Genomic DNA, 26,037 nt, shown 5'->3' with positions numbered 1-26,037 from the left:
GTTCAGCTAAGTTCGTTTGCTGTATCGCGTCGGGATGCAGCGTATTCTATAGAGTTTTTAAACCAACACAACCCCTATTATAGAATTTTCTATAATTTTGCATTCGAGTGTTTGTTTTTTAACCCGGAAAGATATTTTTAGCATATTTAAAGGTTGTTTTGAGTGTTTTTTACACATTGCAACATTCATTTTTTAGATCATCTCGACCATTTTTATTTTTAATCTTCCCTCTCAAAATAATAAAACCAGCTTTATGCTGGTTTTATTTAAATTTATTAATTGGAATGCTCTGCTAGCCATGACATAAACTTCTGACGTTCTGCCTTATTTGCTTTTTGCCATAATTGAATCAGTTGCTGATCGCCAGTGATTGCTAAAGCTCCTGACTCACTAGAGGCAACCGCCGCTACTTTAGGTTGAACTGCCATTTGTGTATATACAGGGGCAGGCTGATTCTCCAAAGCTGTTTTCTTTTGAGTTAAATCTGTAGTTTTTGAAAATATACCCTGTCCCAGCCAAGGTTTTTGCTCTGTGTTTGCACCCGCTTGTTGAACCACTATCTGATTATTTTTATCAAACAGTGCCACAATGGGTTGTTCAGCATATTTTTTGGCCGCTTCAAAATTTGCTGGTGCATTGACCAAGTCTAGTCGATATTCTGTACCATCTTTTAAATCTGGTGTTTTAATAGTCACAACACCAGATTTCACAATATCGTGTTCACCATTCAAATGTTCAAAATACTGGGTGTAACGCACACTGATATTACTAATCCCTGCATCGACTTTATATTGATTGTTCTTGGCACGAAATAATCCGGAATTAACTTCCTGATCATTCACCGCTAGTATTTTAATTTCTTCTGGAGCTGAAATAGTGACTGCCGAAAATGCAGCACCACTTACACTTACCATCAATGCAGCTGCAGCAAAAGTTAATTTTAAGCTCATCCCACTATCTCTTCTTTGAATATTAAAAATATATTGCACTATGCAATTAACAAATGACAATTTTATGACAAAGCTATTTTCAATACAGCTGTATTTTCAAGACTTTGTTGAGATAAGCTTTGCAACTTAACTGATTTATCTGCAATTCGCTTTAGCAATAAAAAGAGTGCTGTTTTAGCACTCTCTTAACTTCACTTAAAGGAAACATTCATCAGTCAAATCTTTTGAAACGCATACTATCATCAAGAAATGTTTTTTCTCCCGCTGATGCTTCAATTGAACCAAACACCAGTTCAGCACGTAATTTCCAGTTTTTAGGAATATCGAAAGTAGCTGCCACTTCATCATCAATTACAGGATTGTAATGCTGCAATGAGGCACCAATATGCTGTTCTGCCAATGATGACCATACGGCAAATTGTGCAATTCCAGTGGAATGCTCTGACCATGCCGGAAAATGTTCAGCATATAAGGGAAATTGTTCTTGAAGCGACTTTACCGCATCTTGGTCTTCAAAAAACAATACCGTGCCATATCCTGCTGCAAAACTGTTAATTTTTGCATTGGTATTTTCAAATGCACCTTCTGGCACCATTTTACGTAACGTTTCGCGCACAATACTCCAGAATTTCGCATGCGATTCACCATATAGAGTCACGACACGTGAAGTTTGTGAATTGAAAGCAGAGGGGCTATTACGCACTGCATCTTTAATGATTTCTTCTATTTTATCTGCTGTGATCGGAACATTTTGACCAATTGCATAAATAGTACGGCGTTGTTTCATATGGGCTAAAAATGACATGGTTTCACCTTCTTTGAATTTTAATAAGCGTAATTAGAATATATTGATCTTATGTTAATTTTAGAATTATTCCACAATTAAAAAAGTGACATTGTGTTTTATTTATGGAACAGTTTCATAGCTAATTTCAACTGATATAAAATAAAAAAGCACCCATTAAAAGTGCTTAATTGATACAGCGATGAGATTAATTCAAAATTCTAAATCGTTCAGCGTTCTGAGGTTCCTGTTTGATATCTGCTTCTTGCTCTATAGAACCGAATACCAGTTGTGCCCGTAACAACCAGGATTCATCAATATGAAAATGTTCCGAAACTGCCGTATCAATACTCGGATTGTAATGTTGCAAACAAGCACCAATACCAGAATCAGCTAAGGCTGTCCATACTGCATATTGCGCCATACCCGATGTCTGTTCTGACCAGATTGGAAAATCATCGGCATTAAAAGGAATTTTCTTTTGCAATTTTTGTATGATGTTCTGATCCTCATAGAACAGTACGGTTCCATATCCTGCCATACATTGCTCTATCTTCATTTCCGCACCGGAAAATACATGTACGGCAACTAATTTGCGTTGTACTTCTTTGACAATTTGCCAAAATTGCTCATGGGAATCACCAAATAAAACCATAATTCTAGAACTTTGAGAATTTAACGCAGACGGACAACTTTTTACTGCTTCCTGAATAAGCTGGGTCAAGTAAGCCTGGCTAAAATGAACCTTCTTCCCCAGCACATAAATACTGCGACGCTTTTTTAAATGATCGACAAAAGTTAATTCATGAATCTCATCTGTGGTTCTTTTTTTAAATTTCAATTCTTTGGTGATATCTGCCGTTAGAACCTGACCAATTTTATCTAATAACGCCACAGCAGTACTCCCCAATACAAATGCTAAGCTTATAATATTTTTAATATTCTAGCGGTTTTATTGAGAGTTCTTTGAATTAGATATTTTTGAATGTCGTTTTTTAAATCAAACAATTATCGCAAAAGCAACAAACTCCGCATTTAGCGGAGTTTGTGTGAAATATCACGCATTTTACTTTTCAGTTTCAAATAACGCGGCAACAAATGATTTTGCCGAGAACGGACGTAAATCATCAATTTTCTCGCCCACACCAATAAAGCGAATAGGCACATGGGTACGGCTTGCAATGTTAAATAACACCCCACCTTTAGCGGTACCATCCAGTTTGGTAATGGTTAGTCCTGTCAAACCTACAGCTTCGTCAAACATTTCAACTTGATTAATTGCATTTTGACCTGTGCCTGCATCGACCACCAACATAATTTCATGCGGTGCTGTGGCATCAATTTTTTGCATCACTCGTTTTACTTTGGTGAGTTCCTGCATTAAATTACTTTTATTATGTAAACGTCCTGCAGTATCAGCAATCAGGACATCTACACCTTTGGCACGTGCACTTTCAAAAGCATCAAAGATCACAGAAGCACTGTCTGCACCATGACCCTGTGCGACAACTGAAATATTATTGCGCTCACCCCAAATCTGAAGCTGTTCAGTGGCTGCTGCACGGAAAGTATCCCCCGCGGCCAACATGACTTTTTTACCTTCACCCTGCAAGCGTTTTGCCAGTTTACCAATGGTTGTGGTTTTACCTACACCATTTACACCTACCACCAAAATTACAAATGGATTTTTGTTGGGGTCAATATGTAAAGGTTTGACACGCGGTGCCAGCAAAGCCACCAATTCTTCTTGTAGCGCTTTGTAAAGTGAGTGCGAATAGATCAAATCGCCACGTTCAGTACGCTCGGTCAAATTGGCAATAATGGTTTTAGTGGCTTCAACACCAATATCAGCAACCAGTAATTGCTCTTCAACTTCTTCCAGCAATTCATCATCGATTTCTTTACCACCAATGAGAATATTAACCATACCATCGGCAAGGTTTTTACGGGTTTTGGTCAACCCGACTTTCATGCGGCTAAAAAAGCCGCCTTTAGATGTCTCATCTTGCTCTGTTTCTGTGGCTACAGGCGCAGAAACAGTAACTTGTTCATTTTGAGTTTCAACAATAGGGATATTTACCGCGGGTAAATTCGGTAAAGTGACATCGTCATCCCCGATATCAGCATCAATCAAAAATTTATTTTGCCCATTAGATTGCTGTTGCATGCCGAATCCTTGAAAAGCATTGCGTTAAAAAACAAGAATTCTAGCATAGTTTTGTCGCGCATTTCCCAGTAGACATTGAACACACCAAAAACCAACAACTTAAGCTTGCTTTCAAATTGGAGTTTCTGAAAAAATATTTATAAATTTAATTCATCACTTGGGTAAGTCTTGTGCTCAAAAGTTACCTCTCACTTTTTCCAAAGCTGACTTTTTCTAAAAAGTATATGTTAACGATCAGCTTGGTATTGCTTACGCTGCAAAGCGATTTGACGCAGGCAGAAACGCGGAGTGAACTGGCACGTACCACCTTTGAAACTACACTGAAGAATGGTTTAAAAGTGATTATCCGGGAAGACCACCGTTCTCCCATGGTGATGACGCAAATCTGGTATCGCGTGGGCAGTAGTGATGAATCGGGGAATCTATTAGGGATCTCACATGTACTGGAACATATGATGTTTAAAGGCACACAAAAAGTTCCCAATGACGAGTTTACCCGCTTAAGCCGTATGTATGGTGGCAGAGTCAATGCTTCGACTTTTACCAATTACACCAATTATTATCAGCTCTATCCCAAAACCTATTTACCGATGGCTTTGGAACTTGAAGCAGACCGCATGAGCAACTTGTTGTTACGCCAACAAGATTTTGAACCGGAAATTAAAGTGGTGATGGAAGAACGGCGCTTGCGTACCGATGACAACCCGACAGCACTGGCTTTTGAACGTTTTAAATGGATTACTTATCCAACCAGCCATTATCGCCAGCCGGTGATTGGATACATGAAAAACCTGCAAAACATTCAGCTGGAAGATGTCAAAAAATGGTATCGCGACTGGTATAGCCCGAATAATGCCATCTTGATTATTGTCGGCGATGTAAACGCTGAAAATGCCTTACTGCAAGTGCAAAAGTATTTTGCCGATATTCCTGCCCGAAAAACCCCGCCACGTAATGACGTATTAGAGTTTGATCATGTTGGTTATCGTCATATGGAACTGAATCTGCCGGTTAAAGTGCCGAATCTGTTTATGGCCTGGAACGTGCGTTCACTACCTACAGCAAAAAATCCACAAGATGCTTATGCATTAACCATTATCAAAAACATTTTGGACAGTGGAATTTCTTCACGACTGCAAGATCGGCTGGTGCGCGATAAAAAAATATTGACCGCAGTCAGTGTGTCCTATGACCCTTATAGTCACGGAGACAGCTTGGTGAGTATTTCGGCCTTGCCCGCGGAAGACGTGAGTTTGCAAGAGGCTGAAAAAGCTATTCAGGCTGAAATTGAGCTGTTAAAAACAGAGTTGATTAAACCCGAAGAAGTCAATCGCGTGACAGCGAAATATGTTTCCAATTTAGTCTATAGCCAAGATGACATTGCCGGGCAAATCCGGATGATGGGCAATCTGGAAATCAATGGTTTAAGTTTTCGCTTGATGGATGAATTACCAAAACATTTTGAAACCGTCAGCCCACAGGACATTCAGCGCGTGGCGAATGTTTATTTTAGCCGGGACAATCTGAGCACCTTATACCTTTCGCCTGAAAATAAAGCCCAATAGTGGAATTTGCCATGATCAAGCTGCCTCCTTTTCTTATTTTCAGTACCATGATCGGGTGTCAAGCAGCAATCGCTGATGTAGATTTAGGTACCATTCCAGATGACAATCCAACACAGCTCAAATCTATTCCACTTTTACAAAGCTTAAAAATTCCCAATCAACAAAGACAATTTTATGCACCCTATGTGCATGAGCTGAAAAATAAATATAAAGTTCGCACGCTCTTTGTAGAATCAGCAGATTTGCCAATGGTTGATATTCAGCTGACATTTAATGCCGGCTCTGCCCGAGATGAAGAAATTGCACCCGGCTTATACGGCATTGCCAATATGGCGGCAAAACTGATTGATGAAGGCACAGAAAACTATACGGCCAATGAAATTGCCAATGCTTTTGAAAGTGTGGGAGCGCGATTTAGTGCCCAAGCGTATCGGGACATGTTTATTGTAAAATTACGGGTATTATCTGATCCTCAAAAGCTTGAACCCGCCTTGGCGATGATGATGGAGCTTTTGAAGCATGCCAGCTTTGAAAAATCCAGTATCAGTCTGGTATTAAGCAACACGCAAGTCGGACAAAAGCAAATTCAGGAAAGCCCAAGCCGGATGATGAGTGTTCTGTTTTATCGGGCTTTATATGGGAAACATGCCTATGCCGAACCGATTAGCGGAACTCAGCGCAGTATCAGCAAAATCACACCAGCACAATTAAGACAATTTAGTGATCAATTTTTGGTGGCACAGAACCTGAACATTGCCATTACAGGTCAACTCAGTACCAAACAGGCACAACAACTTTCTGAACATATTGCCGGGAATATGAAACAAGGTGAAAAAGCCAAACCCTTGGCTCAACCCGTCGATAAATCAAGTTTTGATATCCGCTACATTAAATTTAATTCCAGTCAGGCACATGTAATGATGGGTCAATTAGGCCCTTCACGCTTCGATCCGGACCGCCTGGCCCTGGAAGTTGCCAATCAAATGTTTGGTGGAAGTGGCTTCAACTCCATCTTGATGAAAGAACTACGGGTTAAGCGCGGTTTGAGTTATGGGGCTTATAGTTCATTTTCATTTAGCCAGGCTCCAGGAACCTTTAGCTTCAGCTACTCTACCCGACAAGACCAGCTACTCGATAGCCTGCAAGTCGCCCATCAGGCTTTGGTCAATTTTGTCCAACAACCGATTGACCGGAAACAGCTGGAAGAAACCAAAGCAGGCATGTTACGTGCCTTTCCGAATAATTATAGTAGCAATGCCAATATTAATGCCCAGTTAGGTTCTATAGGATTTTACAACCAGCCGGCAGACTACTTGAGTCACTATCCAAAATTATTAGAAAAAATTACTGCACAAGATGTACAGAATGCCATTCAAAAACATCTACATCCTGAACGTCTTACCATCATTATAGTGAATGAGAAATTAGATAAAGCCGCATTGGAAGCAGTACTAAAACAAGACCTGAATCCGCAAACTCCCAAAAATACACCTGCAATTAAGCAGAACCCTGAAACCATTATTGCTCCGGTTGCAGAGGCGGTAACTGATGCGCCTGTGTCATCTCCAACTGATGCGCCTGCATCAATTTAAAATAGTGGGCATAAGGAATCTGAGGTTGCTGCATCAGCAGCAAAGCCATTTCTTGAGTATCTGGATAATTGGCTTGAGCTGAAAGTTTCACAACATTTTCAAATTGTTGAACCGAAATGGGGCGATGCAGAGCAATCAAAGCAAGACTCAGGATAATGACGATGATTGTAGCGATAAATCCGTTATAAATATCTTCCAGCTTTATTTGAGATTTTAATTGAACAATTTTTTGTAAAGCAATATGCATAACCTACCTCGAACTCAAGGTAGTGTAGGATGCGGCATGCAGAAGTACAAGCAGATTTGCTCAATTCCGCCGCATTTGTAACAGAAATTGAGCAAATCAAAATGATCTAGTAACCAACTACATTCCTGATGACCGCATAATAAAGCACCAGAGCAATAATCCCCATGACCAAGGCAATTGCAAATACACCCACCCCTCTTTCCGCATGCACAGGATGCAGTTCATCATCATCCGCTATGCGCAGCAATTCACCATTATAGAGGCTGTAAAAATCCTCACGCTGTTGCACATCGAGCTGGCGAGTAAAATCATAAACCCTTTTACGCTGTGCCAAGCAAAAATTACCCAGATGAATTTCCTGATGGAAAATGGCTTCATCCAAATTTCTACGATGCTGATGCGCGAGTTCAATGATTTGATCTGGAGTAGGAGGCAAATCAAAGGTGAAACCGTCTAATGTTTTTGTCATGTTATTCTCCTTATATTTTCAAATTCCTCTACTAAGATACTAAGCAAAAATTATTTTGTATATTGTTTAATCATGTAACCTTGATTTTAATGCTATAGCCCACATATATTGTTTGACAATCTGAGTTCAATGTAATATTACTTTAACAATACTTAGTTAAATTAGTATCAAGACAAATTTAATCGTCTTACTAGCAATCATAATTACAATAAGGAGTTTAATATGATTCAACAACTCTCTCCTCAAGATCTAGAACATGCATATGCAGATGCCGTGAATACCATTCAATCTCAAATGAATTTTTCAGATGCAGTTCAAAAATTGGAAGAAGTCGCTCGTGCCGGGCATGGTAAAGCCGCTTTATTTTTAGCAGAACTTTACTATCAAGGCTTCCGGGTAGAACGTGACTCGCTCAAAGCACAATACTGGCAGAAACTGGCCACGATGCAAGCCTAATCAAACGTCACCAAGGTGGCGTTTTTTAATCCCTTTTATTTTTAAATACATATTTATTTACATTGTTTCTCAAAGCTTACACAGAACTTTCATTTAAATTTCTTACAATAACTGCTGCATTCACTACATGTCTCTGGTATGAATCGAATTAACTCATTACAACTGGTTCCTAAAGACTTATTTTTTAAAATCACGATTTTAAAATCAATGATGTACTGCGGTGTTCTTTGGGGACTCTATCATCAACAAGGCTGGGCCATGATGGCCGACCATGAAGATTACATTTTTCCATTTTGGCTGAACGGCATTCAGGCACAGAAATATGCACAGTTGCACTGGCCAAATTATACACCGCGTAAAATTACGCCAAAGGATTTTCAGGAATCCTTGCTGCCGACCTTAACTCGCTTAAATGTAACCCCTGCACTCTGTCATTCGTCGAGTCGGAAATTTAAATTGACCACTCAACAAATGCGGCATTTCTTTTTTTCTGATTCTGTGCAACCGGCTTAATGTTTTCTGCCAACAGCAATAATGAAAAATAGGGAAATGTAAATTTTTATTTATGACCGGAAAAGTATTTGCATTTTTCTTATTTCGCGCTAAGTTTAATGTCAAATGAATAACAAAAAGGATGATAATAAATGACCAATGTAGCACAAGTTATTCAGGACAAAATTGAGAAAACGATTTTTACTATTAGTCCTGAATCGACGGTACTTGAAGCAATTTCACTTATGGCAGCTAAAAGCATTGGTGCACTGGTCGTGACTGACCAAGAAAAAGTGGTTGGTATTCTGTCTGAACGTGATTACATGCGTAAAGTGACGTTGATGGAACGGACCTCTAAAGAAACGACAGTCGGTGAAATCATGACTGCTAAAGTACTGACCGTGACTAAGTCCACCAGTGTTGAAGACTGTTTAAGTTTAATGACTGATCGTCATTTACGTCATCTTCCTGTAGTTGAAAATGCAAAACTGGTAGGGTTAATCTCGATTGGTGATTTGGTAAAAGCTGTAATGGATGATCAGCGCAAACTCATTGATCAGTTACAACAATATATTGCGAGTTAAGATTTAATGCCTAAAAAAACCTCTCATGTCGAGAGGTTTTTTTTTAATCCCTCTAAATCTCCCTTTAATAAAGGGAGACTTTTAACCATCCTCTTTTAAAAGATAAGCCATATATGGCACTAGAGAGATTTTTATAATTAATTCAAACCCAATTTTGCAGCCACATAGTCTGAGTCTTTATCACCACGACCCGATAGATTCACGACAATTTTCACATCTTTGGCCATTTTTGGTGCTTCACGTAAAGCCCATGCCACAGCATGTGAACTTTCCAGTGCAGGCACAATTCCCTCTACACGTGAAAGAGTCATAAAGGCATCCAGACACTCTTGGTCTGTCGCAGTGGTATATTCCACACGGCCCAAGTCTTTTAGCAAGCTATGCTGTGGACCCACGCCCGGATAATCCAGACCTGAAGCAATCGAGTGTACCGGTAAAGGCTCACCTTGCTCATCTTCAAGCACATAACAGGCCATACCATGAAGCTGGCTTGGTTTACCCAGAGTCAAGGTTGCCGAATGCATATTAGTATCCAAGCCATGTCCTGCAGGTTCTACACCTACAAGTTTAACGTCTTGATCATTTAAGAATGCTGTAAAAGCGCCCATCGCATTGGAACCACCGCCAACGCATGCAACCACATAATCAGGATTTGATCCAAAACGATCCTGGGTTTGAACCTTGATTTCATCACCAATAATAGACTGAAAGTCACGCACCATTTTCGGGAATGGATGTGGACCTACCACTGAACCAATCGCATAGATGAAGTTTTTCGGATCTTTTAAGTATTCTTCAAAGGCACTGTCCACGGCATCTTTTAGGGTAGCGGTGCCACGTGTAACTGAAATCAGGGTCGCACCCAAAATCTTCATCTTCACTACATTGGGATGTTCTTTTTCAATATCCACTTGACCCATATGAATTTCACATGGAATACCCACCAAGGCACACGCGGTTGCAAGTGCCACACCATGCTGACCTGCACCCGTTTCAGCAATTACTTTTTTCTTACCCATATATTTAGCAAGTAAAGCTTCGCCTAAACAATGGTTAATCTTATGTGCACCGGTATGGTTTAAATCTTCGCGTTTCAGGTAGATTTGTGCTCCACCCAATTGATCGGACAGACGTTTGGCATGAAACAGTGGACTTGGACGACCGACATAATTGGTAAATAAATCAGCCAATTCATTTTGAAATTCAGCAGTATGGCGGATTTGCTCATACGCCACATTGATTTCGTCCATCGCTTCTTTTAAATGAGGTGGAATAAACTGACCACCGTATTGTCCAAAGAAACCTTCTTCATTGGGTAATGGGATGCCATTAATTTGATGATCCATTTTCAATTCCTTCATTTAAAAAGAACGCATTTGATTTCAATACGTTTAACGAGCCAAATATTTTGTCATATCTTCCACACCCTTTAAGGTCATGGGATACATATGATCTTCAAAAATCTGTTTAATTTGACCAATGGTATGGGTGTAATGCCAATAACTGTCTTGTTCTGGATTAAGCCAAGCCGTCTTTTCAAAATGTTGACGTAAACGCTGTAACCAGACATTACCTGCTTCATCATTCATATATTCAACAGAACCACCCACCGAGTTCAACTCATAAGGTGCCATACTGGCATCCCCTACCACAATTACCCGATAGTCGCGCCCATAAGTATTGAATAAATCCCAAGTATTCATGCGGGTATTAGAACGGCGGATATTGTCTTTCCAGACATAGTCATACAAACAGTTATGAAAATAAAAATATTCTAAAGTTTTAAATTCGGTTTTGGCCGCGCTGAACAGTTTTTCACATTCGGCGATATACGAGTCCATCGACCCACCAACATCGAACAACATCAGCACTTTAATACGATTGCGACGTTCCGGAACCAGCTGTACATCTAAAATGCCCTGCTTGGCCGTTTCACGAATGGTCCCGTTAATATCCAGTTCTTCAGCAGCGCCCTGACGGGCAAACTTGCGTAAACGGCGGAGTGCCATTTGCATTTGCCGTGTACCTAAAATCTGTTCATCATCCAGGTTTTGGTATTTACGCTGTTCCCAAACCTTGACTGCAGAACGTTTACGGCCCGGCCCACCAATACGCACACCTTCAGGATGATCGCCATAGGCACCAAATGGCGATGTGCCACCAGTACCAATCATCTTGTTACCACCCTGATGCTTCTTGTGCTGCTCACGAAGACGCTCTTCCAGCATCTTCATCAGTTCTTCCAGCGAGCCTGCTTTTTTCAGCTCTTCACGTTGTTCTGGAGTAAGATGCTTTTCTAAAAGCTCGAGGTCGAACCAGTCTTTCGGCAGTTTATGTACCTGATTGAGCAAATCATCCAGATCAAAAGTAGAGATGCCATCAAAGTAGTCCTTCATGGCACGATCAAACTTGTCAAAGAAACGCTCATCTTTGATCATGACCGTTTTAGCCAGTTGATAGAACTCGTCCTGATTGGCAAAAACCAGACCAGAAGCAACTGCTTCATTCAGATCAATCAGTTCACGCGTTGAAACCGGTACGCCGTATTTTCTTAAGGTATAAAACAATCGCACAAACATGGCGATGTCTCCTTAACGACGCGACATAAAGGCTAAACGTTCAAGCAACTGTACATCTTGCTCGTTTTTGATCAGGGCACCATACAGGGGTGGAATCGCCTTGGATTTGTCATGCTTGCGCAAAATATCTTCTGGCATGTCATCTGCCATCAGCAGGCTTAACCAGTCAATCAGTTCAGAAGTGGATGGTGGTTTCTTTAAACCCGGAATCTGACGCAGTTTAAAGAAAACCTGCAAGGCTTCATTCACTAAAGTTGCGGAAACTTGCGGAAAATGCACATCGATAATCTGGCGCATGGTCGCTTCATCAGGGAATTCAATATAATGGAAGAAACAGCGGCGCAAGAATGCATCCGGCAATTCCTTTTCATTATTTGAAGTAATAATCACGATCGGACGTTGTGTCGCGGTGATGGTTTCACCGGTCTCATAAACAAAAAACGACATTTTGTCGAGTTCATGCAACAAGTCATTCGGAAACTCGATATCTGCCTTGTCAATTTCATCAATCAACAACACACAGCGTTGTTCACTGGTGAAAGCTTCCCACAATTTTCCAGGCTTAATGTAGTTTTTAATGTCATAAATACGATCATCGCCTAACTGGCTATCACGCAAACGCGATACAGCATCGTATTCATACAAGCCTTGCTGTGCTTTCGTAGTTGACTTGATGTGCCAGGTGAGCAGCTTCAGCCCCAAGCTTTCCGCCACTTGTTCAGCAAGTAGCGTTTTACCGGTTCCTGGTTCACCTTTAACCAGAAGTGGCTTTTGCAAACGACGTGCAGCTTTGACAGCAAGTTTTAAACTATCAGTCGCAATGTACTGATCTGTACCGATAAATTGTTGGGTATCAACAGACATGATCTAACCTTATTGTTTTACTTAAAGCGGTGAACTATTTTTGTTTAATTCGAATTTTGCCTTGTTGGCAGTGTATTTTGACCATAAGGCGCCAATGACCAAACCTACTCCGAGCACAAACAAGATCAGAGAGGCATTTGACCAAATCAGCGTCTTTTCTTTGGTGAGCACACCGAACAGCAAGCCGAAAATAGCTGGAGCAATAGCAGCATTATTTCCTTCAGAAACTGTGGGTGTCAGTAAAATAGCAAAGCCGATGAGCCAGGTCATCCCACCTAAAGGTTTAGGCAAACGTTTTGCAATGGCATACCAGGCCCATAGAATAATCAGACTGCCTACAAGATAAACCGTGACAGCAATACTATCTTCAGGAATTGAATCTAGTAGTGAAAGAAAACCATTCATCTTACAACTCCTGATTAACCATTAAGCGCCACGAAGCCCTTCAGGTGCAACGGCATTTGGATTGATTAATCCTTCTGGAGGTACTTGAATAAAGAAGCCTTTAGTTTCAATAGAGTCGATCACATGCAACACATTTACACGTGCCAATTTACGACCTTCAGATAACTCTAAATCCATAACAAAAGTTGCACGACCAAATGCAACGCGCATCGCTTCCGGTAAAACTTCTAGCGGATTGATTGCCTCAGCTTCATGTTCAGTGGCTTCTGGACGGGCGATGTAAAGATACATTTCATCTTTTTTGCTAGATTTAAAAATTGAACATTGCATAGTTGGAACAGTACTCATAAAACTCAGGACAAAGCATACAGCAAAAAAAAGACTGATACATTAATGATTATTAACGCATCAGTCGTGATTGTATATAAATGTTAATTCTTTAAACAGAATGGCTAAAAATTAATCTATCACTTTCATTTGGGTAGACAGATAATTTTCATCTGCATGCAGAACTTCAATCAATGGCTTGGTCAGTAAATCATAACGCCAACCGAGCAGATAAGCAGGTAAATCCTGCTCATTATTATGAAAGACCACATGCTGATACAGTGCATTCAGCCATTTTTTACGCATCAATACTTCTTTAGGTACTGTGGTTTCCTGAACCACAGCCTGAATGACATTATCCACTTTTTCACCAATCTCTTTGGATGAGTGACGAATTGGACGTGCCATACGCAGTGGCCATTCCGCCTGTTCAGGCAAGAATTTAAGTAAATCCAGAATGGTTTTACCATATTCACGCACAATATTTTGACGGATATCTTTAATGCTGGACAACTGGAACTGATTACGCGGATTTTTTTCCACCAGATCAATCAGGGTAGAATTTTTCAGGATAAAGCTGCGCGGATAATTCAGGGCCTTGACCATCTGCTCACGCCATACAGCCAGTTGCTGTAACTGCATCAATTGACGGCGCGAATGACGATAATTGCCAATATCGTGATAAAGCAACTCTACAGGCGTTTCCTGACCAATTTCATGAGTCAGGTGACGGCAATCTTCCAGTGCAAAATCCAGTAAATATTTATCGCTTAATTGCTGCTGAATTTTATTAGACAGGTTCATCAGATACAGTACATCATTAGCCGCATAGGTCAGTTGCTCCGAGCTTAACGGACGTGCCAACCAGTCAGATCGGGTCTGGTCTTTATCAATTTCGACATCCAGCATGTGCTTTAATGCATTTTGATAGCTCATCTGTAGCCCATGCCCTAAAAAAGACATACCGACCTGGGTATCAAAAACATTTCTTAAGCTTTTTTGCTGTGAATAATGATAGATTAAATCGATATCTTCACTGCAGGCATGGAAGATATTCTGCTGAGCATCAAACAGTTTTGTCCAGAATAACGACAAATCCAGACTTGTGCCATCCAGCAAAAACACCTGATCGGCAACATTGATTTGAAATACACCCAATTTTGGCCACAGGGTATCGACCTTGATGAATTCGGTATCCAATCCATAAACGGATGTTTGCCCCATCAAGTGCAAAATATTGTCTAAATCTTTTTGTTGCTGAATAAACTGAAACATATTACCGAGTCTAAAAACCAGATTCTCTTAAATGTATTTTAACCTATATATAAAATTTAGATATAACTAAATTTACATTTGGTCCGTATATTCTCTATTTATAAGTATTTTTTTAAAAAGGCAACCATTTTTTATATATTTTTTGTATAAGTTTAAATTAAATTCAAATAAATGTTACTTAAGTCTTGTTTCATATCTTAAATGATAAAATAAGCACCTAAGTACTTATTTCATACGCATACGATTATGCACCGCCTGACTTAAGGTATGACTATCGACATATTCAAGCTCTCCTCCTTGAGGAACACCTTGAGCTATCCGGGTCATCTGTACAGGCAAATGCTTGGTGGCTTCAACCAGATAATGTGCTGTCGCCTGACCTTCTACAGTAGCATTGGTTGCCAATATCACTTCAGAAACAGTACCCTGACTTAGGCGCTGAATCAGATAAGGAATCCCGATTTCTTCAGGGCCAATACCATCCAGCGGCGACAAATGCCCACCCAGTACATGGTACTTGCCACGAAAACTGCCACTTTGCTCAATCGCCATGACATCCGCAGGTGATTCCACCACACAGAGTAGCTGATCATCGCGCTCATGCGACAGGCAAATGTCACACACTTCATTTTCTGTCAGTGAATGACAAACACTACATTCATGAATATAGGTCGTGGCTTCATTCAAAGCATGTGCCAAGCCGACTGCACCTTCACGGTTTTTCATGATCAGATGCAATGCCATGCGCTGAGCCGATTTCGGCCCAACACTTGGCAAAATACGTAAAGCTTGAACCAGTTGATCAAATCGATCACTAAACACTGGGCGTATTCCTTAGAATAAACCAGCAAGGCCTGGTGGCAAGCCCATACCAGAATTAGCCGCTTTCATTTTTTCTTCAGAAATGGCTTCAGCCTGACGTGCCGCATCATTCATTGCAGCTGCGATTAAATCTTCAATCATGTCGGCATCATCTTGAAGCAATTCAGGGCTGATTTCGATACGTTTCACCACATTGCGGCAAGTCATGGTCACTTTAACCAAGCCACCGCCTGCTTCAGCCTGGACTTCAGTTTGTGCAAGCTGTTCTTTGGCTTTTTTCATGTTGTTTTCAACATCTTTCTGCATGCGCTGTGCTTGCTGCATCAACATATTAATGTTCATAAAATTCTCCGAACAATCAATTACTAAATTAATGTTTATAAATTAGATTAAATCTAAACCACGACCAATGTCGCGAATAATATCATCAATATCTTCTAAACCAACAGATACACGAATTAAACCTTCACGAATACCTGCAGCTTCTTTGGCTTCAGGTGAAAGCTTACCGTGAGTAGTGGTTGCTGGATGGGTAATGGTGGATTTGGCATCACCCAGGTTACCAGTAATTGAAATAAATTGGGTGTTGTCGACCACTTTCCAAGCCCCTTCACGGCCACCTTTCACTTCAAATGACACAATCCCGCCAAAGCCGCTTTGTTGTTTAGCTGCAAGTTCATGACCGACATGTGAAGGCAAACCAGCGTAATATACTTTTTCGACTTTGTCGTGCTGATTTAGGAATTCAGCCAGCTTTTGTGCGCCTTCTGAATGCGCTTTCATACGTAAACGTAAAGTTTCCAGGCCTTTCAAGAACACCCAGGCATTGAATGGACTCATAGATGGACCAGTAGTACGCACATAACCAAATACTTCTTCAAGCAGTTTATGATTACCCACCACAGCACCACCCAAAGCACGTCCTTGACCATCCAGATATTTGGTTGCCGAGTAAATGACTAAGTCCGCACCAAATTGAATAGGTCGCTGTAAAACAGGAGTACAGAAGCTGTTGTCAATTGCCAGCAATGCACCATTGGCGTGGGCAATATCGGCCAAGGCCTGAATATCCGCCACTTCAGCTAATGGGTTGGATGGAGATTCAACAAACAGCAATTTGGTTTCAGGTTTGATGGCATTTTTCCATGCATCAAGATCGGTTAAATCGACAAAATCGACACTTACACCAAATTTAGCCACATATTTTTCAAACAGGGAAACCGTTGAACCAAACACAGCACGTGAACAGATCACATGAGCACCCAATTTCAAGTATGACATTGCCACAGCCATGATTGCTGCCATACCAGAACTGGTTGCCACTGCACGTTCAGCTCCTTCCAAAGCCGCAAGACGTTTTTCAAACATTGCAACAGTAGGATTGGTAAAGCGCGAATAGATATTGCCAGGTTCCTGACCTGAAAATTTAGCTGCGGCTTCTGCGGCATTTTCATAGACGAATGATGAAGTCAGGAAGATCGGCTCGCCGTGTTCACCTTCAAAACTGCGTGTATGACCTGTACGAATGGCTAAAGTGTCTAATTGGTATTCAATGTCGTCTTGTTGGCTCATCTTCTCTACCCAGTCCTGTGGACTGCCGTTGCTAATAATTGCCAACATTTTGAGCGCCTATGGCATTTAAGGTCAAGGTATAATGCATAAATATCGCCTACACTTCGATCAATCCACTCAGATGTCAGTATGCCCAGCAATGATTCAAGTTAAAAATAAAATTGCGCAACATAAAAGCAAACTCAAAAACTTATCTACCCGCTTGTTTGATTCAGGCTCACTGGTTTTGTCACAAACCACCGCATATGAAGTGATTGGCGAATACAAGAAAACCCGGGTGCGCTATTACGCCTCACCCGATAAACAATATAAAGAACCACTGGTTTTTGTTGCACCTCTTGCAATCAACATGGCTATTTATGACCTTTATCCTTACCGCTCTCTGGTCAAGCATTTTCAACATAGTGGCTTTGATGTCTATCTGCTGGAATGGGGTCGATATAACTATAAAGATCGCTTTCTCAATTTCATGTCATTTATTGACGATGCGATTCCGCATTGTATAGACCAGATCCGAACTCACTCGCATAGTGATCAAATTTCACTGCATGGCTGGAGTATGGCCGGTGTATTTGTCATGCTGTATTGCGCATTGCAAAAACCGAGCCACGTTAAAAATTTAATTGTATTGGGCAGTCCTGTAGACAGTCATGCCTCGGGTCGTACCGGCAAACTTTTTCAAAAGGTCAATCAACTGATTGCCAAAAATAAAGCCTTGCAAAACAAAATTTACTCAGGAACCGTACCCAAGCATCTGATTCATAGCCCCGGTATACTCAATTCACTGGGTTTTAAAATGATTGATCCTATAGGATGGATTCAGAGCCAAAAGCAGCTTTTAGCAAACCTGGATAATCCGCAAGCCTTATATGAACATGCCACCATGGGCAATTTTCTGAACCGGATGATTGACTACCCAGGTGGCATCAATCAGGACATGATTTTTAATGTCTGGCTACAAAACCCGCTAAAAAACGGCGTTATTACATTACAAGATAAGAATATCGAATTAAAAAATATAGACTGCTCTTTATTGGTAGGTGCGGGTCGTAGCGACCAGATCGTATCTAAAGAGGCAGTTAAGCCCTTAATTGAATTGACAAATAGCCAGGATGTCACGTTTACTCTCATCCCGGGTGGTCATTTGGGCTTAATGTCAAGCCAGTCCAGTGCCAACGAGTTCTGGCCATTTATGACTACCTGGCTAAAACAGAGATCGAGCAAAATATAAGGGATACATCATGATTCAGTCAGTTGCATTTATCGGCTTAGGCGCAATGGGTTACCGTATGGCAGCCCATTTACCTCAACATTTCGATACGGTGTATGTATGGAACCGCAATTTCGAAAAAGCCAAGCAACATGCAACTGAATATGGCACCCAAGCTGTAGAACTTGAGCAAGCTGTACAGGCAGATGTCATTTTTTCATGTTTGCCAACCAGTAAAGAAGTCGAAAACCTGATTGCAAATATCAACATCAAACCTGGTGCTATATGGGTCGATTGCACCAGTGGTGTACCCGCATCAGCAAAAAAACTGAGCCAGCATTTAAAAGCACTTAATGTAGACTTTCTGGATGCACCAGTTAGTGGTCAAACCATTGGTGCTGAAAAAGGCAGCTTGACGGTAATGATTGGCGGTGAAGCCAGTGCTTTTAAAAAAGCCCTGCCCGCAATTCAAGCCTTTGGCCAACTGATTAAACATGTCGGTGAATCAGGTGCAGGTTTCGCGGTTAAAGCGGTAAACAATATGTTATTGGCGGTAAATCTTTGTTCTGCTGCAGAAGGCTTTACGACATTAAAAGCCCATGGCGTCAACCTAAATGAAGCTTTAGACTGCATTAATGCATCGAGTGGTAAAAGTGGCGTGACTGAAACTGTATTGCCACAACGCGTTTTAAACCGCGAATTTCCACTGACCTTCGCCCTGCCGTTATTGGCTAAAGATACAGGAATTGCTCTGGATCTGATTCGTGAAGCTAAACTTTCTGCACCCGTGATTGCCTTAACCCAAAGTCTGATTCAGGCAGCCAGCAATTTAGCAGAAAAAGACAGTGACTTTTCTAGCGCTGTGAAAATGTATGAATCCTGGAGTAAAATTACACTTGAGTAATAACTCGCCATTGAATAATAATAAAGAAACCTAATATTGTGTAGAAGTGTTCTACACAATATTCCATTAGAGGAAACCCTCATGATTAAGTTTACTGTTGCAATGTTGGCTAGTTTTGCAACTTTTTTTGGGGCAACGGCATTTGCCGCGACGGCCGAGCAAGAATGTCAAAAATTGAAAAATGACCATGATGTCATTTATGCATCTAAAGGTTTTTGCTTTAAAGATCCTGAAGCCAAGGCGAAGTTTGGCAATGACAATTGCTATACAACTAAACCAAAATTTTCAGAAAAAGAGCAACAACGACTTGACGCCATCAAAGATCGTCAGAAAGAATTGAACTGTAAATAACTACAGTACCCAATCACTTCAAGGATTAGACATGCTTTACGATGATCAGAATATTTTTGCACGAATTATTCGTAATGAACTTCCTGCAATTAAAGTGTACGAAGATGACCAGGTTCTGGCTTTCATGGACATCATGCCACAAGCTGAAGGTCACACGCTGGTCATCCCTAAAACACCTGCGATAACATTGCTAGATCTACCGCCTGACGCTGCTGCTTACACAATTCAAATTGTGCAAAAAGTTGCCCAAGCGATGAAAATAGCACTTGATGTTCAAGGGATTGTACTCATGCAGCTGTCAGGTGCATCTGCGGGTCAAACGGTTCCGCATGTACATTTCCACCTCATTCCAAGTTCGGTTCATGAATTGGGCAAACATGCTTTACACATGGGTGATCAAGAAAAAATCCAAGCATTAGCGGAAAGAATTAAAGCTGAACTTTAAAATTCACTAGAATTTTAACTTGTCAAAAATGGAGCCTATGCTCCATTTTTTATATCTGGGATTATCCAACTTTATCTCATGGATTTTAAATAAAAATTAAATAACTGAAAAATAATAAAAAATATTAATTAAAGTAATTTCCATCGTCATAAAACTGTCATATAGCTTTCACCTCCCTGTCATAAAGTTTGCAGATACTGCATAGCAAGTTGGTGAGCTTCTGTAACTTTTTGTACTTAAGCAAACTAAAAAGAAGTGTTAAGTAAGGCGAATGCCATTTAGAACCGTTTTTTGGAGAAATCTCAATGAAAAAATTGCTTCTCGCTGCTGTTGTAGCGGCTATGGGGATGAGTGCAGCACAAGCAGCGCCAACTTTGTACGGTAAATTAAATGTTACCTTAGACCAAGTTGACAACAGTAAATTTGATGGCAAAAACGTTACAGAAATAAACTCTAATGCTTCACGTTTAGGGGTAAAAGGCGAAGAAAAATTAACTGACAAGATGTCGGCAGTGTATTTAGCTGAATGGGAAGTTTCAACTGATGGTAATAAAGATAAAGACTGGGGAATGCGTAACCGCTTCTTGGGTCTTAAATTTGCCGATATCGGTACATTAAAAGCGGGTAACTACGATTCTTACTTCAAAACTGCTGCAGGCAATAACCAAGATATTTTTAACGATCACAACCACCTTGACATGACCAGCATGCTATATGGTGAAGATCGTTTAAATAACGCAATCGGTTTTGAAACTGATAAAAAGTTACTTGGCGGCCTGCAATTCAATATTATGGCGCAGCAAGGTGAAGATTCAGCGACCAACAATGACAGTAAAGGTCAAAAAGGCAAACGCAGTGGTTTTGGTGATGGCATTTCAACTTCACTTAGCTATGAAAACAAAGACTATGGTGTGGCTGCAGCAATCGCGGGTAACTTTGGTGTGGCAGGCAAATACAACGCTTATAGCCTAACAGGTATATATTCAGATGCAGTTCGTGTAACTGGTTCTGTTGATTTAAGCAAAGCTGGTGTAAACGGTCTGGTTTTAGGTGCTCTATGGCAAACTGCTCAACCAACTGACGATACGGTAACAACATCAAGCACAAGTGGCACTCCTCCTGTTACCACAATCACCTCTTATAAAGGTTTACAAGAAGATGCTTACGGTATTACTACCGCTTATGCGATTCCATCTACACCATGGAAATTAAAGGCTGAATATCTATCTGCCAATACTTCTGTAGATAGTAAATCTGACCGTCAAATCGACCAATATGGCGTAGGTGTTGACTATAATCTTAATAAACAAGCACGTTTCTATGGCGTAGTTGCTCAACAGAAACGTGACTGGTTAACAAAAGACGATAAGAAAACTGTGATTGGCCTGGGTATGGAATATAATTTCTAAGCCCTCTTCATCTACTTAAACCAGCTATTAAAAAGACCACATTCGTGTGGTCTTTTTTTTGATGCAAGAATCTTCACTTCTTCTCCCATCTATCCTACATTTTATAAGTCAAGATGTTTAATTGAATTTACACAGAACATATTAAATGGAAATTTAAACAAGAACCATTATCAGTTAATTGGTTATATCTCCTAAAAAGATACAAGTGTTTTAGTTGGATTTAAAAGTATATAAGTATTTTAGTCAGAATTAAAAATTAAATACGCAGTGTTTTAGTCAACTTTATAATGACAAAAAATTAGTATAATTTTTAACACAACAAAGATATATGTTATTGTTTTTAAAATTAAAAATAATATATTTTTATTTTAATTGTTCAATCTATTTATTTTTAGTTATTTTTTGTTTAATAATACACATTATGTTTTAAAAAATAGGCTTATGTGCATGAGCTTAATACCCAAAGATTTCAATCAAAGATTAGTTCGTGAGATCGCAATCATTTTAATAATTAAGGTTGCCCTCTTGCTAACGATTAAACATATCTGGTTCGACGCCCCTACCATTCCTCAAAATTTTGACAATCAAGTTGCCGAGCATATTGCTGGCAATCCTTCCCCAATCAAGGAGACACGTTGATGATTTCTGAAAGCGTGGTCGATCTCTCGCGGTTCCAATTTGCAATGACCGCGTTGTATCACTTTATATTTGTACCTCTCACTCTTGGTCTGGCTTTTATTCTTGCCATTATGGAAACCACTTATGTGATTTCCGGTAAAGAAATTTATAAAGACATGACCAAATTCTGGGGAAAACTTTTTGGTATTAACTTTGCCTTAGGGGTAACTACAGGCTTAACCATGGAGTTCCAGTTTGGTACAAACTGGGCGTATTACTCACACTACGTGGGTGATATTTTCGGTGCACCACTGGCTATTGAAGGATTAATGGCGTTTTTCTTGGAATCGACTTTTATTGGTCTATTCTTCTTCGGCTGGGATCGACTTTCTAAAGTTCAGCATTTAGGCGTGACCTGGCTGGTTGCACTCGGTTCCAATATGTCGGCACTTTGGATTTTAGTTGCCAATGGCTGGATGCAAAACCCTGTCGGTGCAGCATTCAACTTTGAAACCATGCGTATGGAACTGGTTGACTTCGGCGCACTGATTTTCAACCCGGTGGCTCAGGTTAAATTTGTCCACACCGTATCTTCAGGTTATGTGACTGGTGCAGTTTTCGTTTTAGCGATTTCCAGTTTCTACTTGCTCAAAAAACGCGATGTTCCTTTTGCACGCCGTTCTTTCGCGATCGCTGCAATCTTTGGTTTAGCTTCTACTCTTTCAGTGATTCTGCTTGGTGATGAATCAGGTTATGAACTTGGCGATGTGCAAAAAACCAAATTAGCTGCAATTGAAGCAGAATGGGAAACTCACCCAGCACCTGCACCATTTACCTTGTTTGGTATTCCAAATCGGGAAGAACAACGCACTGATTACGCCATCAAAATTCCATATGTGATGGGTATTATTGCCACTCGTTCTCTTAATAAAGAAGTGACTGGCCTAAAAGACCTGATGGTTCAACATGAGCTTCGTATCCGTAACGGTATGATTGCATATAGCGAACTTGAAAAACTTCGTGCAGGCGATCGCTCACCAGCGCTGATGGCTTCTTTCAAAGAAAATCAAAAAGACTTGGGTTACGGCTTACTTCTTAAAAAATATACACCAAATGTAGTAGATGCTTCTGAAGAGCAAATCAAAGCAGCAACCAAGGATACTGTTCCTAACGTAACTGCCCTGTTCTTCTCGTTCCGTGCGATGGTGGCTTCTGGTTTCTTAATGTTGTTGCTATTCGTCCTTGCAACTTATGCAGTAGCTAAACGCAATGCAGAAAACAAACCATGGTTACTTAAATTTGCACTTTACGGTCTTCCACTGCCTTGGATTGCTACACAAACTGGCTGGTATGTGGCTGAAGGTGGCCGTCAACCGTGGACCATTGGTGAGGTTTTACCTACACATCTTTCTGCTTCAAGCTTAAGTACTGGTGATATTTGGGGTTCAATCTTAGCACTTGCAGCATTCTATACAGTACTTCTGATTATCGAAATGTACTTGATGATTAAATTTGCTCGCTTAGGCCCAAGTTCTTTACATACTGGCAAATACCATTTTGAAAAAGCTGATGATCAAAACCACGCTGCTGCGGAGGCTCAATCATGATCGAATATGAATTACTCAAAATCATCTGGTGGGTTCTGGTTGGTGTACTACTGATTGGCTTTGCCCTCACTGATGGCTTCGATATGGGCTCCATGGCAATCATGCCATTCGTGGGCAAAAACGATGAAGAACGTCGTGCCGCAATCAATACGATTGCTCCACACTGGGACGGTAACCAGGTCTGGTTCATTACTGCAGGTGGTGCACTGTTTGCAGCATGGCCAATGGTCTATGCAACAGCATTCTCTGGAATGTACTGGGCATTACTCCTAGTTCTCTTTGCCCTGTTCTTACGTCCAGTTGGTTTTGACTACCGCTCAAAACTTGAAAATAAAAAATGGCGTACCTCCTGGGATTGGGGTTTAGCTGTTGGTGGTGCAGTTCCTGCTTTAGTGTTCGGTGTTGCCTTCGGTAATATGTTCTTAGGCGTACCCTTCACTTTAGATGAAACAGTACGTTCAACTTATACTGGCAGCTTCTTTGCACTGCTTAATCCGTTTGCCATTGTTTGTGGTTTGGTCAGCCTATCTATGCTGTGCGCGCATGGTGGTGCCTGGTTGATGCTTCGTACAGATGGTGACTTACGTGCACGTTCTGCTAAAGCAACTCAGTTGATGGGTGTAGTGTTCCTAGTCTGCTTCCTGGGTGCTGGCGCATGGTTATACTTCGGTGGTATTGAAGGTTATAGCCTAGCTCAACCATTTAATACCAATGGTGTTGCAAACCCGCTTGCCAAAGAAGTCATTACCAATGCCAACCACGGCTGGATGAATAACTACACTACATATCCAATCACTAAAATTGCACCTATTGCTGGTATTTTAGGTGGATTAATTGTGGTGCTTGCTGCAGGTAAAGCTAAAGCCGGTTTAAGCTTCCTTGGTTCATCACTTGCTGTAATTGGTGCTATTTTAACTGCTGGTTTTGCATTGTTCCCATTCCTTATGCCTTCAAGCATCAACCCTGTTGCCAGCTTGACCATGTGGGATGCGGTATCAAGTAAAAATACACTAACTGTAATGACTGTTGCAGCGTGTATTTTTGTGCCCATCATTTTGTGCTACACCACCTGGTGTTACTACAAAATGTGGGGCGTTATTACCAACAAACACGTTCAAGAAAATTCACACAGCCTCTACTAAGGCTGTGTTAGAAAAACTAGGAGTTATTCAATATGTGGTATTTTGCTTGGATTCTCGGGATTTTAATGGCGTGCTTTGCAGGCGTATTAAGTGCCCTTTATATCGAACATCATCAAGATTTAGATGAGGAATAAACCATGACAGAAATCGCAATGACAGCAGAAGAAAGCAAGCCAAATAAATTTGTAATGGCCATTTCGTTTTTGATGGCATTGCCACTTGCTACGGTGCTATTGATTCACCCTGCACTCATGCTAGATGCCAATGGTCACTATAACCATAGCGCATTAATGATGATCATGATTGGCATTTCAGGTGGATTTATTTACGGAGTAGGATTTCTGCCTAAGTTCTGGCTGTGGAAATGGCTGTTTAGCCCATATATCGCATGGCCGTTGATGATCTGGGGTTATTACACCTGGTTCCTCACCTAATATATTCTCGAAATTTAAAAAGCCCTCAATTGAGGGCTTTTTTATGTCTATTTATAACGCGCTAAAATCTTTTGTCGTTCTTCTTCTGATATATCTTCAGGTAACATAAAACATTCACGATACTTTTGAATAAAAACCTGAATAAGCTTTTGACGATCAGGCAAAGTATGCTTTAAATAAATTTGTGCAACCATCATCGTTAAATTATTAGATTGCTTAATGACCATTTTTTTGTGTTCATTACTCAAGCCAAATGTATGACGCAAAAATGTTTGCTTCCCGCTATGTACAATTGAATTGAGATAATCTAAAGAGAACAACTTGAACTCTTCGAGTTGCTCAACAATATGCTTTATTTCCTGAATTCCCTTCAAAGCTTCAATCATTGGTGTTGCAGTAAAACGGCTAATACTTTTATGTTCTTTTAAAGTGAACTGCTCTATTGAATTCATCATACCCAACTCATTCACTTGCTCATCCGTTGCTGCAAATAATATCCAATAAGCACGTACCAAAGATTCAAATTGTGTACGAAACAATGCAAGAGCTGATGTAAACAGTTCAGCTTCTAACAATGTTTTAACTGCTAATCCATGTTCAATCGATATATCGCAACATTGATATACCAAATTTAAACGCATCCCGCCATCTACAAATTCAGACTGGGATAACTCTTGATTTAATTCATTAACCATTCTCAGAGATTGTTCAAATAAATCCATTTATATCCCCCAATAAAAAACCGGATATCAAATCCGGTTTATTTC

Annotated in this window: 31 protein-coding genes; 15 read left to right on the top strand and 16 right to left on the bottom strand. The window is 40.5% G+C overall.

All coding sequences use genetic code 11. The features are described 5' to 3' along the window. Positions 1-275: 275 nt before the first annotated feature. The 4 genes from WAE57_RS06315 to ftsY all read right to left on the bottom strand — a co-directional run bounded on the left by WAE57_RS06315 (position 276) and on the right by ftsY (position 3,901). Positions 276-950 carry a DUF2057 family protein gene (locus WAE57_RS06315; protein WP_237786394.1) on the bottom strand — a complete coding sequence of 225 codons (675 nt, stop codon included), beginning with the start codon at positions 948-950 and terminating at the stop codon, positions 276-278. A gap of 211 nt (positions 951-1,161) precedes the next feature. Then, positions 1,162-1,755: a nitroreductase family protein gene (locus WAE57_RS06310; protein ID WP_337709284.1), complete on the bottom strand. Its 594-nt coding sequence runs from the start codon at positions 1,753-1,755 to the stop codon at positions 1,162-1,164. Positions 1,756-1,942: 187 nt separating this feature from the next. Next, the gene (locus WAE57_RS06305) at positions 1,943-2,629 is read right to left on the bottom strand and encodes a nitroreductase family protein (RefSeq protein WP_337709282.1); all 687 of its coding nucleotides are present in this window, start codon (positions 2,627-2,629) and stop codon (positions 1,943-1,945) included. A 171-nt stretch (positions 2,630-2,800) separates the two neighbouring features. Further along, positions 2,801-3,901: a signal recognition particle-docking protein FtsY gene (gene ftsY, locus WAE57_RS06300; RefSeq protein WP_337709280.1), complete on the bottom strand. Its 1,101-nt coding sequence runs from the start codon at positions 3,899-3,901 to the stop codon at positions 2,801-2,803. 224 nt (positions 3,902-4,125) lie between these two features. Here ftsY and WAE57_RS06295 point away from each other — a divergent pair, with 224 nt between their 5' ends. Together WAE57_RS06295 and WAE57_RS06290 are read left to right on the top strand one after the other, a co-directional pair. Next, positions 4,126-5,466: a pitrilysin family protein gene (locus tag WAE57_RS06295; RefSeq protein ID WP_337709278.1), complete on the top strand. Its 1,341-nt coding sequence runs from the start codon at positions 4,126-4,128 to the stop codon at positions 5,464-5,466. 11 nt (positions 5,467-5,477) lie between these two features. Beyond that, on the top strand, positions 5,478-7,058 hold the full coding sequence (locus WAE57_RS06290; RefSeq protein ID WP_337709276.1) for a pitrilysin family protein: 1,581 nt from the start codon (positions 5,478-5,480) through the stop codon (positions 7,056-7,058). Here the strand turns inward: WAE57_RS06290 and WAE57_RS06285 are convergent. Next, entirely contained in the window at positions 6,985-7,305 is a 321-nt protein-coding gene (locus WAE57_RS06285) for a hypothetical protein (RefSeq protein WP_337709274.1), read from the bottom strand. The two genes, WAE57_RS06290 and WAE57_RS06285, sit on opposite strands and share 74 nt — an antisense overlap. Positions 7,306-7,411: 106 nt before the next feature. Continuing rightward, complete coding sequence (locus WAE57_RS06280; protein WP_086174202.1) at positions 7,412-7,774, bottom strand: hypothetical protein; 363 nt, start codon at positions 7,772-7,774, stop codon at positions 7,412-7,414. A gap of 222 nt (positions 7,775-7,996) precedes the next feature. Here WAE57_RS06280 and WAE57_RS06275 point away from each other — a divergent pair, with 222 nt between their 5' ends. The 3 genes from WAE57_RS06275 to WAE57_RS06265 all read left to right on the top strand — a co-directional run bounded on the left by WAE57_RS06275 (position 7,997) and on the right by WAE57_RS06265 (position 9,306). Then, a complete protein-coding gene (locus WAE57_RS06275) occupies positions 7,997-8,230 on the top strand; it encodes a hypothetical protein (protein WP_086174203.1) in 234 nt (77 codons plus the stop codon). 138 nt (positions 8,231-8,368) lie between these two features. Beyond that, complete coding sequence (locus tag WAE57_RS06270; RefSeq protein WP_086174204.1) at positions 8,369-8,743, top strand: DUF2750 domain-containing protein; 375 nt, start codon at positions 8,369-8,371, stop codon at positions 8,741-8,743. A 131-nt stretch (positions 8,744-8,874) separates the two neighbouring features. Next, the gene (locus tag WAE57_RS06265; protein WP_337709268.1) at positions 8,875-9,306 is read left to right on the top strand and encodes a CBS domain-containing protein; all 432 of its coding nucleotides are present in this window, start codon (positions 8,875-8,877) and stop codon (positions 9,304-9,306) included. Positions 9,307-9,443: 137 nt separating this feature from the next. Here the strand turns inward: WAE57_RS06265 and trpB are convergent, their stop codons facing one another. The 9 genes from trpB to WAE57_RS06220 all read right to left on the bottom strand — a co-directional run bounded on the left by trpB (position 9,444) and on the right by WAE57_RS06220 (position 17,150). Continuing rightward, a complete protein-coding gene (trpB, locus tag WAE57_RS06260; RefSeq protein WP_337709266.1) occupies positions 9,444-10,652 on the bottom strand; it encodes a tryptophan synthase subunit beta in 1,209 nt (402 codons plus the stop codon). A 45-nt stretch (positions 10,653-10,697) separates the two neighbouring features. Then, positions 10,698-11,885 (bottom strand): VWA domain-containing protein, encoded by a 1,188-nt coding sequence (locus WAE57_RS06255; RefSeq protein ID WP_337709264.1) that lies wholly within the window; start codon positions 11,883-11,885, stop codon positions 10,698-10,700. Positions 11,886-11,897: 12 nt separating this feature from the next. Beyond that, entirely contained in the window at positions 11,898-12,749 is an 852-nt protein-coding gene (locus WAE57_RS06250) for a MoxR family ATPase (RefSeq protein WP_337709262.1), read from the bottom strand. A 21-nt stretch (positions 12,750-12,770) separates the two neighbouring features. Continuing rightward, positions 12,771-13,154 (bottom strand): hypothetical protein, encoded by a 384-nt coding sequence (locus tag WAE57_RS06245; RefSeq protein WP_086174209.1) that lies wholly within the window; start codon positions 13,152-13,154, stop codon positions 12,771-12,773. Between the two features lie 21 nt (positions 13,155-13,175). Next, complete coding sequence (locus WAE57_RS06240) at positions 13,176-13,484, bottom strand: YcgL domain-containing protein (RefSeq protein WP_086174210.1); 309 nt, start codon at positions 13,482-13,484, stop codon at positions 13,176-13,178. 129 nt (positions 13,485-13,613) lie between these two features. Further along, on the bottom strand, positions 13,614-14,756 hold the full coding sequence (locus WAE57_RS06235) for an HRDC domain-containing protein (RefSeq protein WP_337709259.1): 1,143 nt from the start codon (positions 14,754-14,756) through the stop codon (positions 13,614-13,616). A gap of 225 nt (positions 14,757-14,981) precedes the next feature. Then, the gene (recR, locus tag WAE57_RS06230; RefSeq protein WP_086174212.1) at positions 14,982-15,578 is read right to left on the bottom strand and encodes a recombination mediator RecR; all 597 of its coding nucleotides are present in this window, start codon (positions 15,576-15,578) and stop codon (positions 14,982-14,984) included. A gap of 12 nt (positions 15,579-15,590) precedes the next feature. Next, positions 15,591-15,920 carry a YbaB/EbfC family nucleoid-associated protein gene (locus WAE57_RS06225; RefSeq protein WP_086197792.1) on the bottom strand — a complete coding sequence of 110 codons (330 nt, stop codon included), beginning with the start codon at positions 15,918-15,920 and terminating at the stop codon, positions 15,591-15,593. A 42-nt stretch (positions 15,921-15,962) separates the two neighbouring features. After that, positions 15,963-17,150: an O-succinylhomoserine sulfhydrylase gene (locus tag WAE57_RS06220; RefSeq protein WP_337709315.1), complete on the bottom strand. Its 1,188-nt coding sequence runs from the start codon at positions 17,148-17,150 to the stop codon at positions 15,963-15,965. 139 nt (positions 17,151-17,289) lie between these two features. On the opposite strand from WAE57_RS06220, the gene WAE57_RS06215 reads away from it, so the two are divergent. The 10 genes from WAE57_RS06215 to WAE57_RS06170 all read left to right on the top strand — a co-directional run bounded on the left by WAE57_RS06215 (position 17,290) and on the right by WAE57_RS06170 (position 25,270). Next, the gene (locus WAE57_RS06215; RefSeq protein WP_337709313.1) at positions 17,290-18,381 is read left to right on the top strand and encodes an alpha/beta fold hydrolase; all 1,092 of its coding nucleotides are present in this window, start codon (positions 17,290-17,292) and stop codon (positions 18,379-18,381) included. A gap of 10 nt (positions 18,382-18,391) precedes the next feature. Continuing rightward, positions 18,392-19,264, top strand: a complete 873-nt coding sequence (locus WAE57_RS06210) for an NAD(P)-dependent oxidoreductase (protein ID WP_337709256.1) — start codon at positions 18,392-18,394, stop codon at positions 19,262-19,264. A gap of 81 nt (positions 19,265-19,345) precedes the next feature. Further along, positions 19,346-19,615 (top strand): YARHG domain-containing protein, encoded by a 270-nt coding sequence (locus WAE57_RS06205; RefSeq protein ID WP_337709254.1) that lies wholly within the window; start codon positions 19,346-19,348, stop codon positions 19,613-19,615. Between the two features lie 31 nt (positions 19,616-19,646). Further along, the gene (locus WAE57_RS06200; protein WP_237786408.1) at positions 19,647-20,060 is read left to right on the top strand and encodes an HIT family protein; all 414 of its coding nucleotides are present in this window, start codon (positions 19,647-19,649) and stop codon (positions 20,058-20,060) included. Between the two features lie 305 nt (positions 20,061-20,365). Continuing rightward, positions 20,366-21,469: a porin gene (locus WAE57_RS06195; RefSeq protein ID WP_337709251.1), complete on the top strand. Its 1,104-nt coding sequence runs from the start codon at positions 20,366-20,368 to the stop codon at positions 21,467-21,469. 447 nt (positions 21,470-21,916) lie between these two features. Beyond that, positions 21,917-22,108 carry a cytochrome oxidase putative small subunit CydP gene (cydP, locus tag WAE57_RS06190; RefSeq protein WP_086174219.1) on the top strand — a complete coding sequence of 64 codons (192 nt, stop codon included), beginning with the start codon at positions 21,917-21,919 and terminating at the stop codon, positions 22,106-22,108. Next, entirely contained in the window at positions 22,108-23,694 is a 1,587-nt protein-coding gene (locus WAE57_RS06185; RefSeq protein ID WP_086174220.1) for a cytochrome ubiquinol oxidase subunit I, read from the top strand. The genes cydP and WAE57_RS06185 overlap by 1 nt, the downstream gene beginning before the upstream one ends. Further along, positions 23,691-24,836, top strand: a complete 1,146-nt coding sequence (gene cydB, locus WAE57_RS06180) for a cytochrome d ubiquinol oxidase subunit II (protein WP_086174221.1) — start codon at positions 23,691-23,693, stop codon at positions 24,834-24,836. Before WAE57_RS06185 ends, cydB begins: the two co-directional genes overlap by 4 nt. Before the next feature lie 32 nt (positions 24,837-24,868). Then, complete coding sequence (gene cydX, locus WAE57_RS06175) at positions 24,869-24,970, top strand: cytochrome bd-I oxidase subunit CydX (protein ID WP_002120988.1); 102 nt, start codon at positions 24,869-24,871, stop codon at positions 24,968-24,970. Between the two features lie 3 nt (positions 24,971-24,973). Next, positions 24,974-25,270, top strand: a complete 297-nt coding sequence (locus WAE57_RS06170) for a cyd operon YbgE family protein (RefSeq protein WP_131214359.1) — start codon at positions 24,974-24,976, stop codon at positions 25,268-25,270. Positions 25,271-25,317: 47 nt separating this feature from the next. Here the strand turns inward: WAE57_RS06170 and WAE57_RS06165 are convergent, their stop codons facing one another. Beyond that, positions 25,318-25,992 (bottom strand): hypothetical protein, encoded by a 675-nt coding sequence (locus WAE57_RS06165; protein WP_337709197.1) that lies wholly within the window; start codon positions 25,990-25,992, stop codon positions 25,318-25,320. Between the last annotated feature and the right edge of the window lie 45 nt (positions 25,993-26,037).

Source organism: Acinetobacter sp. NS-4 (assembly GCF_037402435.1).
Lineage (GTDB): Bacteria > Pseudomonadota > Gammaproteobacteria > Pseudomonadales > Moraxellaceae > Acinetobacter.
This window is presented reverse-complemented; position numbering and strand designations above follow the sequence as displayed.

Bases quoted from the DNA above. Each gene is read 5' to 3' on its own strand.
- WAE57_RS06200 (WP_237786408.1), top strand. From the start codon at position 19,647: ATGCTTTACGATGATCAGAATATTTTTGCACGAATTATTCGTAATGAA.
- WAE57_RS06265 (WP_337709268.1), top strand. From the start codon at position 8,875: ATGACCAATGTAGCACAAGTTATTCAGGACAAAATTGAGAAAACGATT.
- WAE57_RS06270 (WP_086174204.1), top strand. From the start codon at position 8,369: ATGAATCGAATTAACTCATTACAACTGGTTCCTAAAGACTTATTTTTT.
- WAE57_RS06235 (WP_337709259.1), bottom strand. From the start codon at position 14,756: ATGTTTCAGTTTATTCAGCAACAAAAAGATTTAGACAATATTTTGCAC.
- WAE57_RS06185 (WP_086174220.1), top strand. From the start codon at position 22,108: ATGATTTCTGAAAGCGTGGTCGATCTCTCGCGGTTCCAATTTGCAATG.
- WAE57_RS06275 (WP_086174203.1), top strand. From the start codon at position 7,997: ATGATTCAACAACTCTCTCCTCAAGATCTAGAACATGCATATGCAGAT.
- WAE57_RS06220 (WP_337709315.1), bottom strand. From the start codon at position 17,150: ATGAGCCAACAAGACGACATTGAATACCAATTAGACACTTTAGCCATT.
- WAE57_RS06290 (WP_337709276.1), top strand. From the start codon at position 5,478: ATGATCAAGCTGCCTCCTTTTCTTATTTTCAGTACCATGATCGGGTGT.
- WAE57_RS06250 (WP_337709262.1), bottom strand. From the start codon at position 12,749: ATGTCTGTTGATACCCAACAATTTATCGGTACAGATCAGTACATTGCG.
- WAE57_RS06240 (WP_086174210.1), bottom strand. From the start codon at position 13,484: ATGCAATGTTCAATTTTTAAATCTAGCAAAAAAGATGAAATGTATCTT.
- WAE57_RS06170 (WP_131214359.1), top strand. From the start codon at position 24,974: ATGACAGAAATCGCAATGACAGCAGAAGAAAGCAAGCCAAATAAATTT.
- WAE57_RS06225 (WP_086197792.1), bottom strand. From the start codon at position 15,920: ATGAACATTAATATGTTGATGCAGCAAGCACAGCGCATGCAGAAAGAT.
- WAE57_RS06210 (WP_337709256.1), top strand. From the start codon at position 18,392: ATGATTCAGTCAGTTGCATTTATCGGCTTAGGCGCAATGGGTTACCGT.
- WAE57_RS06215 (WP_337709313.1), top strand. From the start codon at position 17,290: ATGATTCAAGTTAAAAATAAAATTGCGCAACATAAAAGCAAACTCAAA.
- WAE57_RS06255 (WP_337709264.1), bottom strand. From the start codon at position 11,885: ATGTTTGTGCGATTGTTTTATACCTTAAGAAAATACGGCGTACCGGTT.
- cydP (WP_086174219.1), top strand. From the start codon at position 21,917: ATGAGCTTAATACCCAAAGATTTCAATCAAAGATTAGTTCGTGAGATC.
- cydX (WP_002120988.1), top strand. From the start codon at position 24,869: ATGTGGTATTTTGCTTGGATTCTCGGGATTTTAATGGCGTGCTTTGCA.
- WAE57_RS06245 (WP_086174209.1), bottom strand. From the start codon at position 13,154: ATGAATGGTTTTCTTTCACTACTAGATTCAATTCCTGAAGATAGTATT.
- WAE57_RS06195 (WP_337709251.1), top strand. From the start codon at position 20,366: ATGAAAAAATTGCTTCTCGCTGCTGTTGTAGCGGCTATGGGGATGAGT.
- trpB (WP_337709266.1), bottom strand. From the start codon at position 10,652: ATGGATCATCAAATTAATGGCATCCCATTACCCAATGAAGAAGGTTTC.
- cydB (WP_086174221.1), top strand. From the start codon at position 23,691: ATGATCGAATATGAATTACTCAAAATCATCTGGTGGGTTCTGGTTGGT.
- WAE57_RS06205 (WP_337709254.1), top strand. From the start codon at position 19,346: ATGATTAAGTTTACTGTTGCAATGTTGGCTAGTTTTGCAACTTTTTTT.
- WAE57_RS06165 (WP_337709197.1), bottom strand. From the start codon at position 25,992: ATGGATTTATTTGAACAATCTCTGAGAATGGTTAATGAATTAAATCAA.
- WAE57_RS06310 (WP_337709284.1), bottom strand. From the start codon at position 1,755: ATGTCATTTTTAGCCCATATGAAACAACGCCGTACTATTTATGCAATT.
- WAE57_RS06285 (WP_337709274.1), bottom strand. From the start codon at position 7,305: ATGCATATTGCTTTACAAAAAATTGTTCAATTAAAATCTCAAATAAAG.
- WAE57_RS06295 (WP_337709278.1), top strand. From the start codon at position 4,126: ATGTTAACGATCAGCTTGGTATTGCTTACGCTGCAAAGCGATTTGACG.
- WAE57_RS06280 (WP_086174202.1), bottom strand. From the start codon at position 7,774: ATGACAAAAACATTAGACGGTTTCACCTTTGATTTGCCTCCTACTCCA.
- ftsY (WP_337709280.1), bottom strand. From the start codon at position 3,901: ATGCAACAGCAATCTAATGGGCAAAATAAATTTTTGATTGATGCTGAT.
- WAE57_RS06315 (WP_237786394.1), bottom strand. From the start codon at position 950: ATGAGCTTAAAATTAACTTTTGCTGCAGCTGCATTGATGGTAAGTGTA.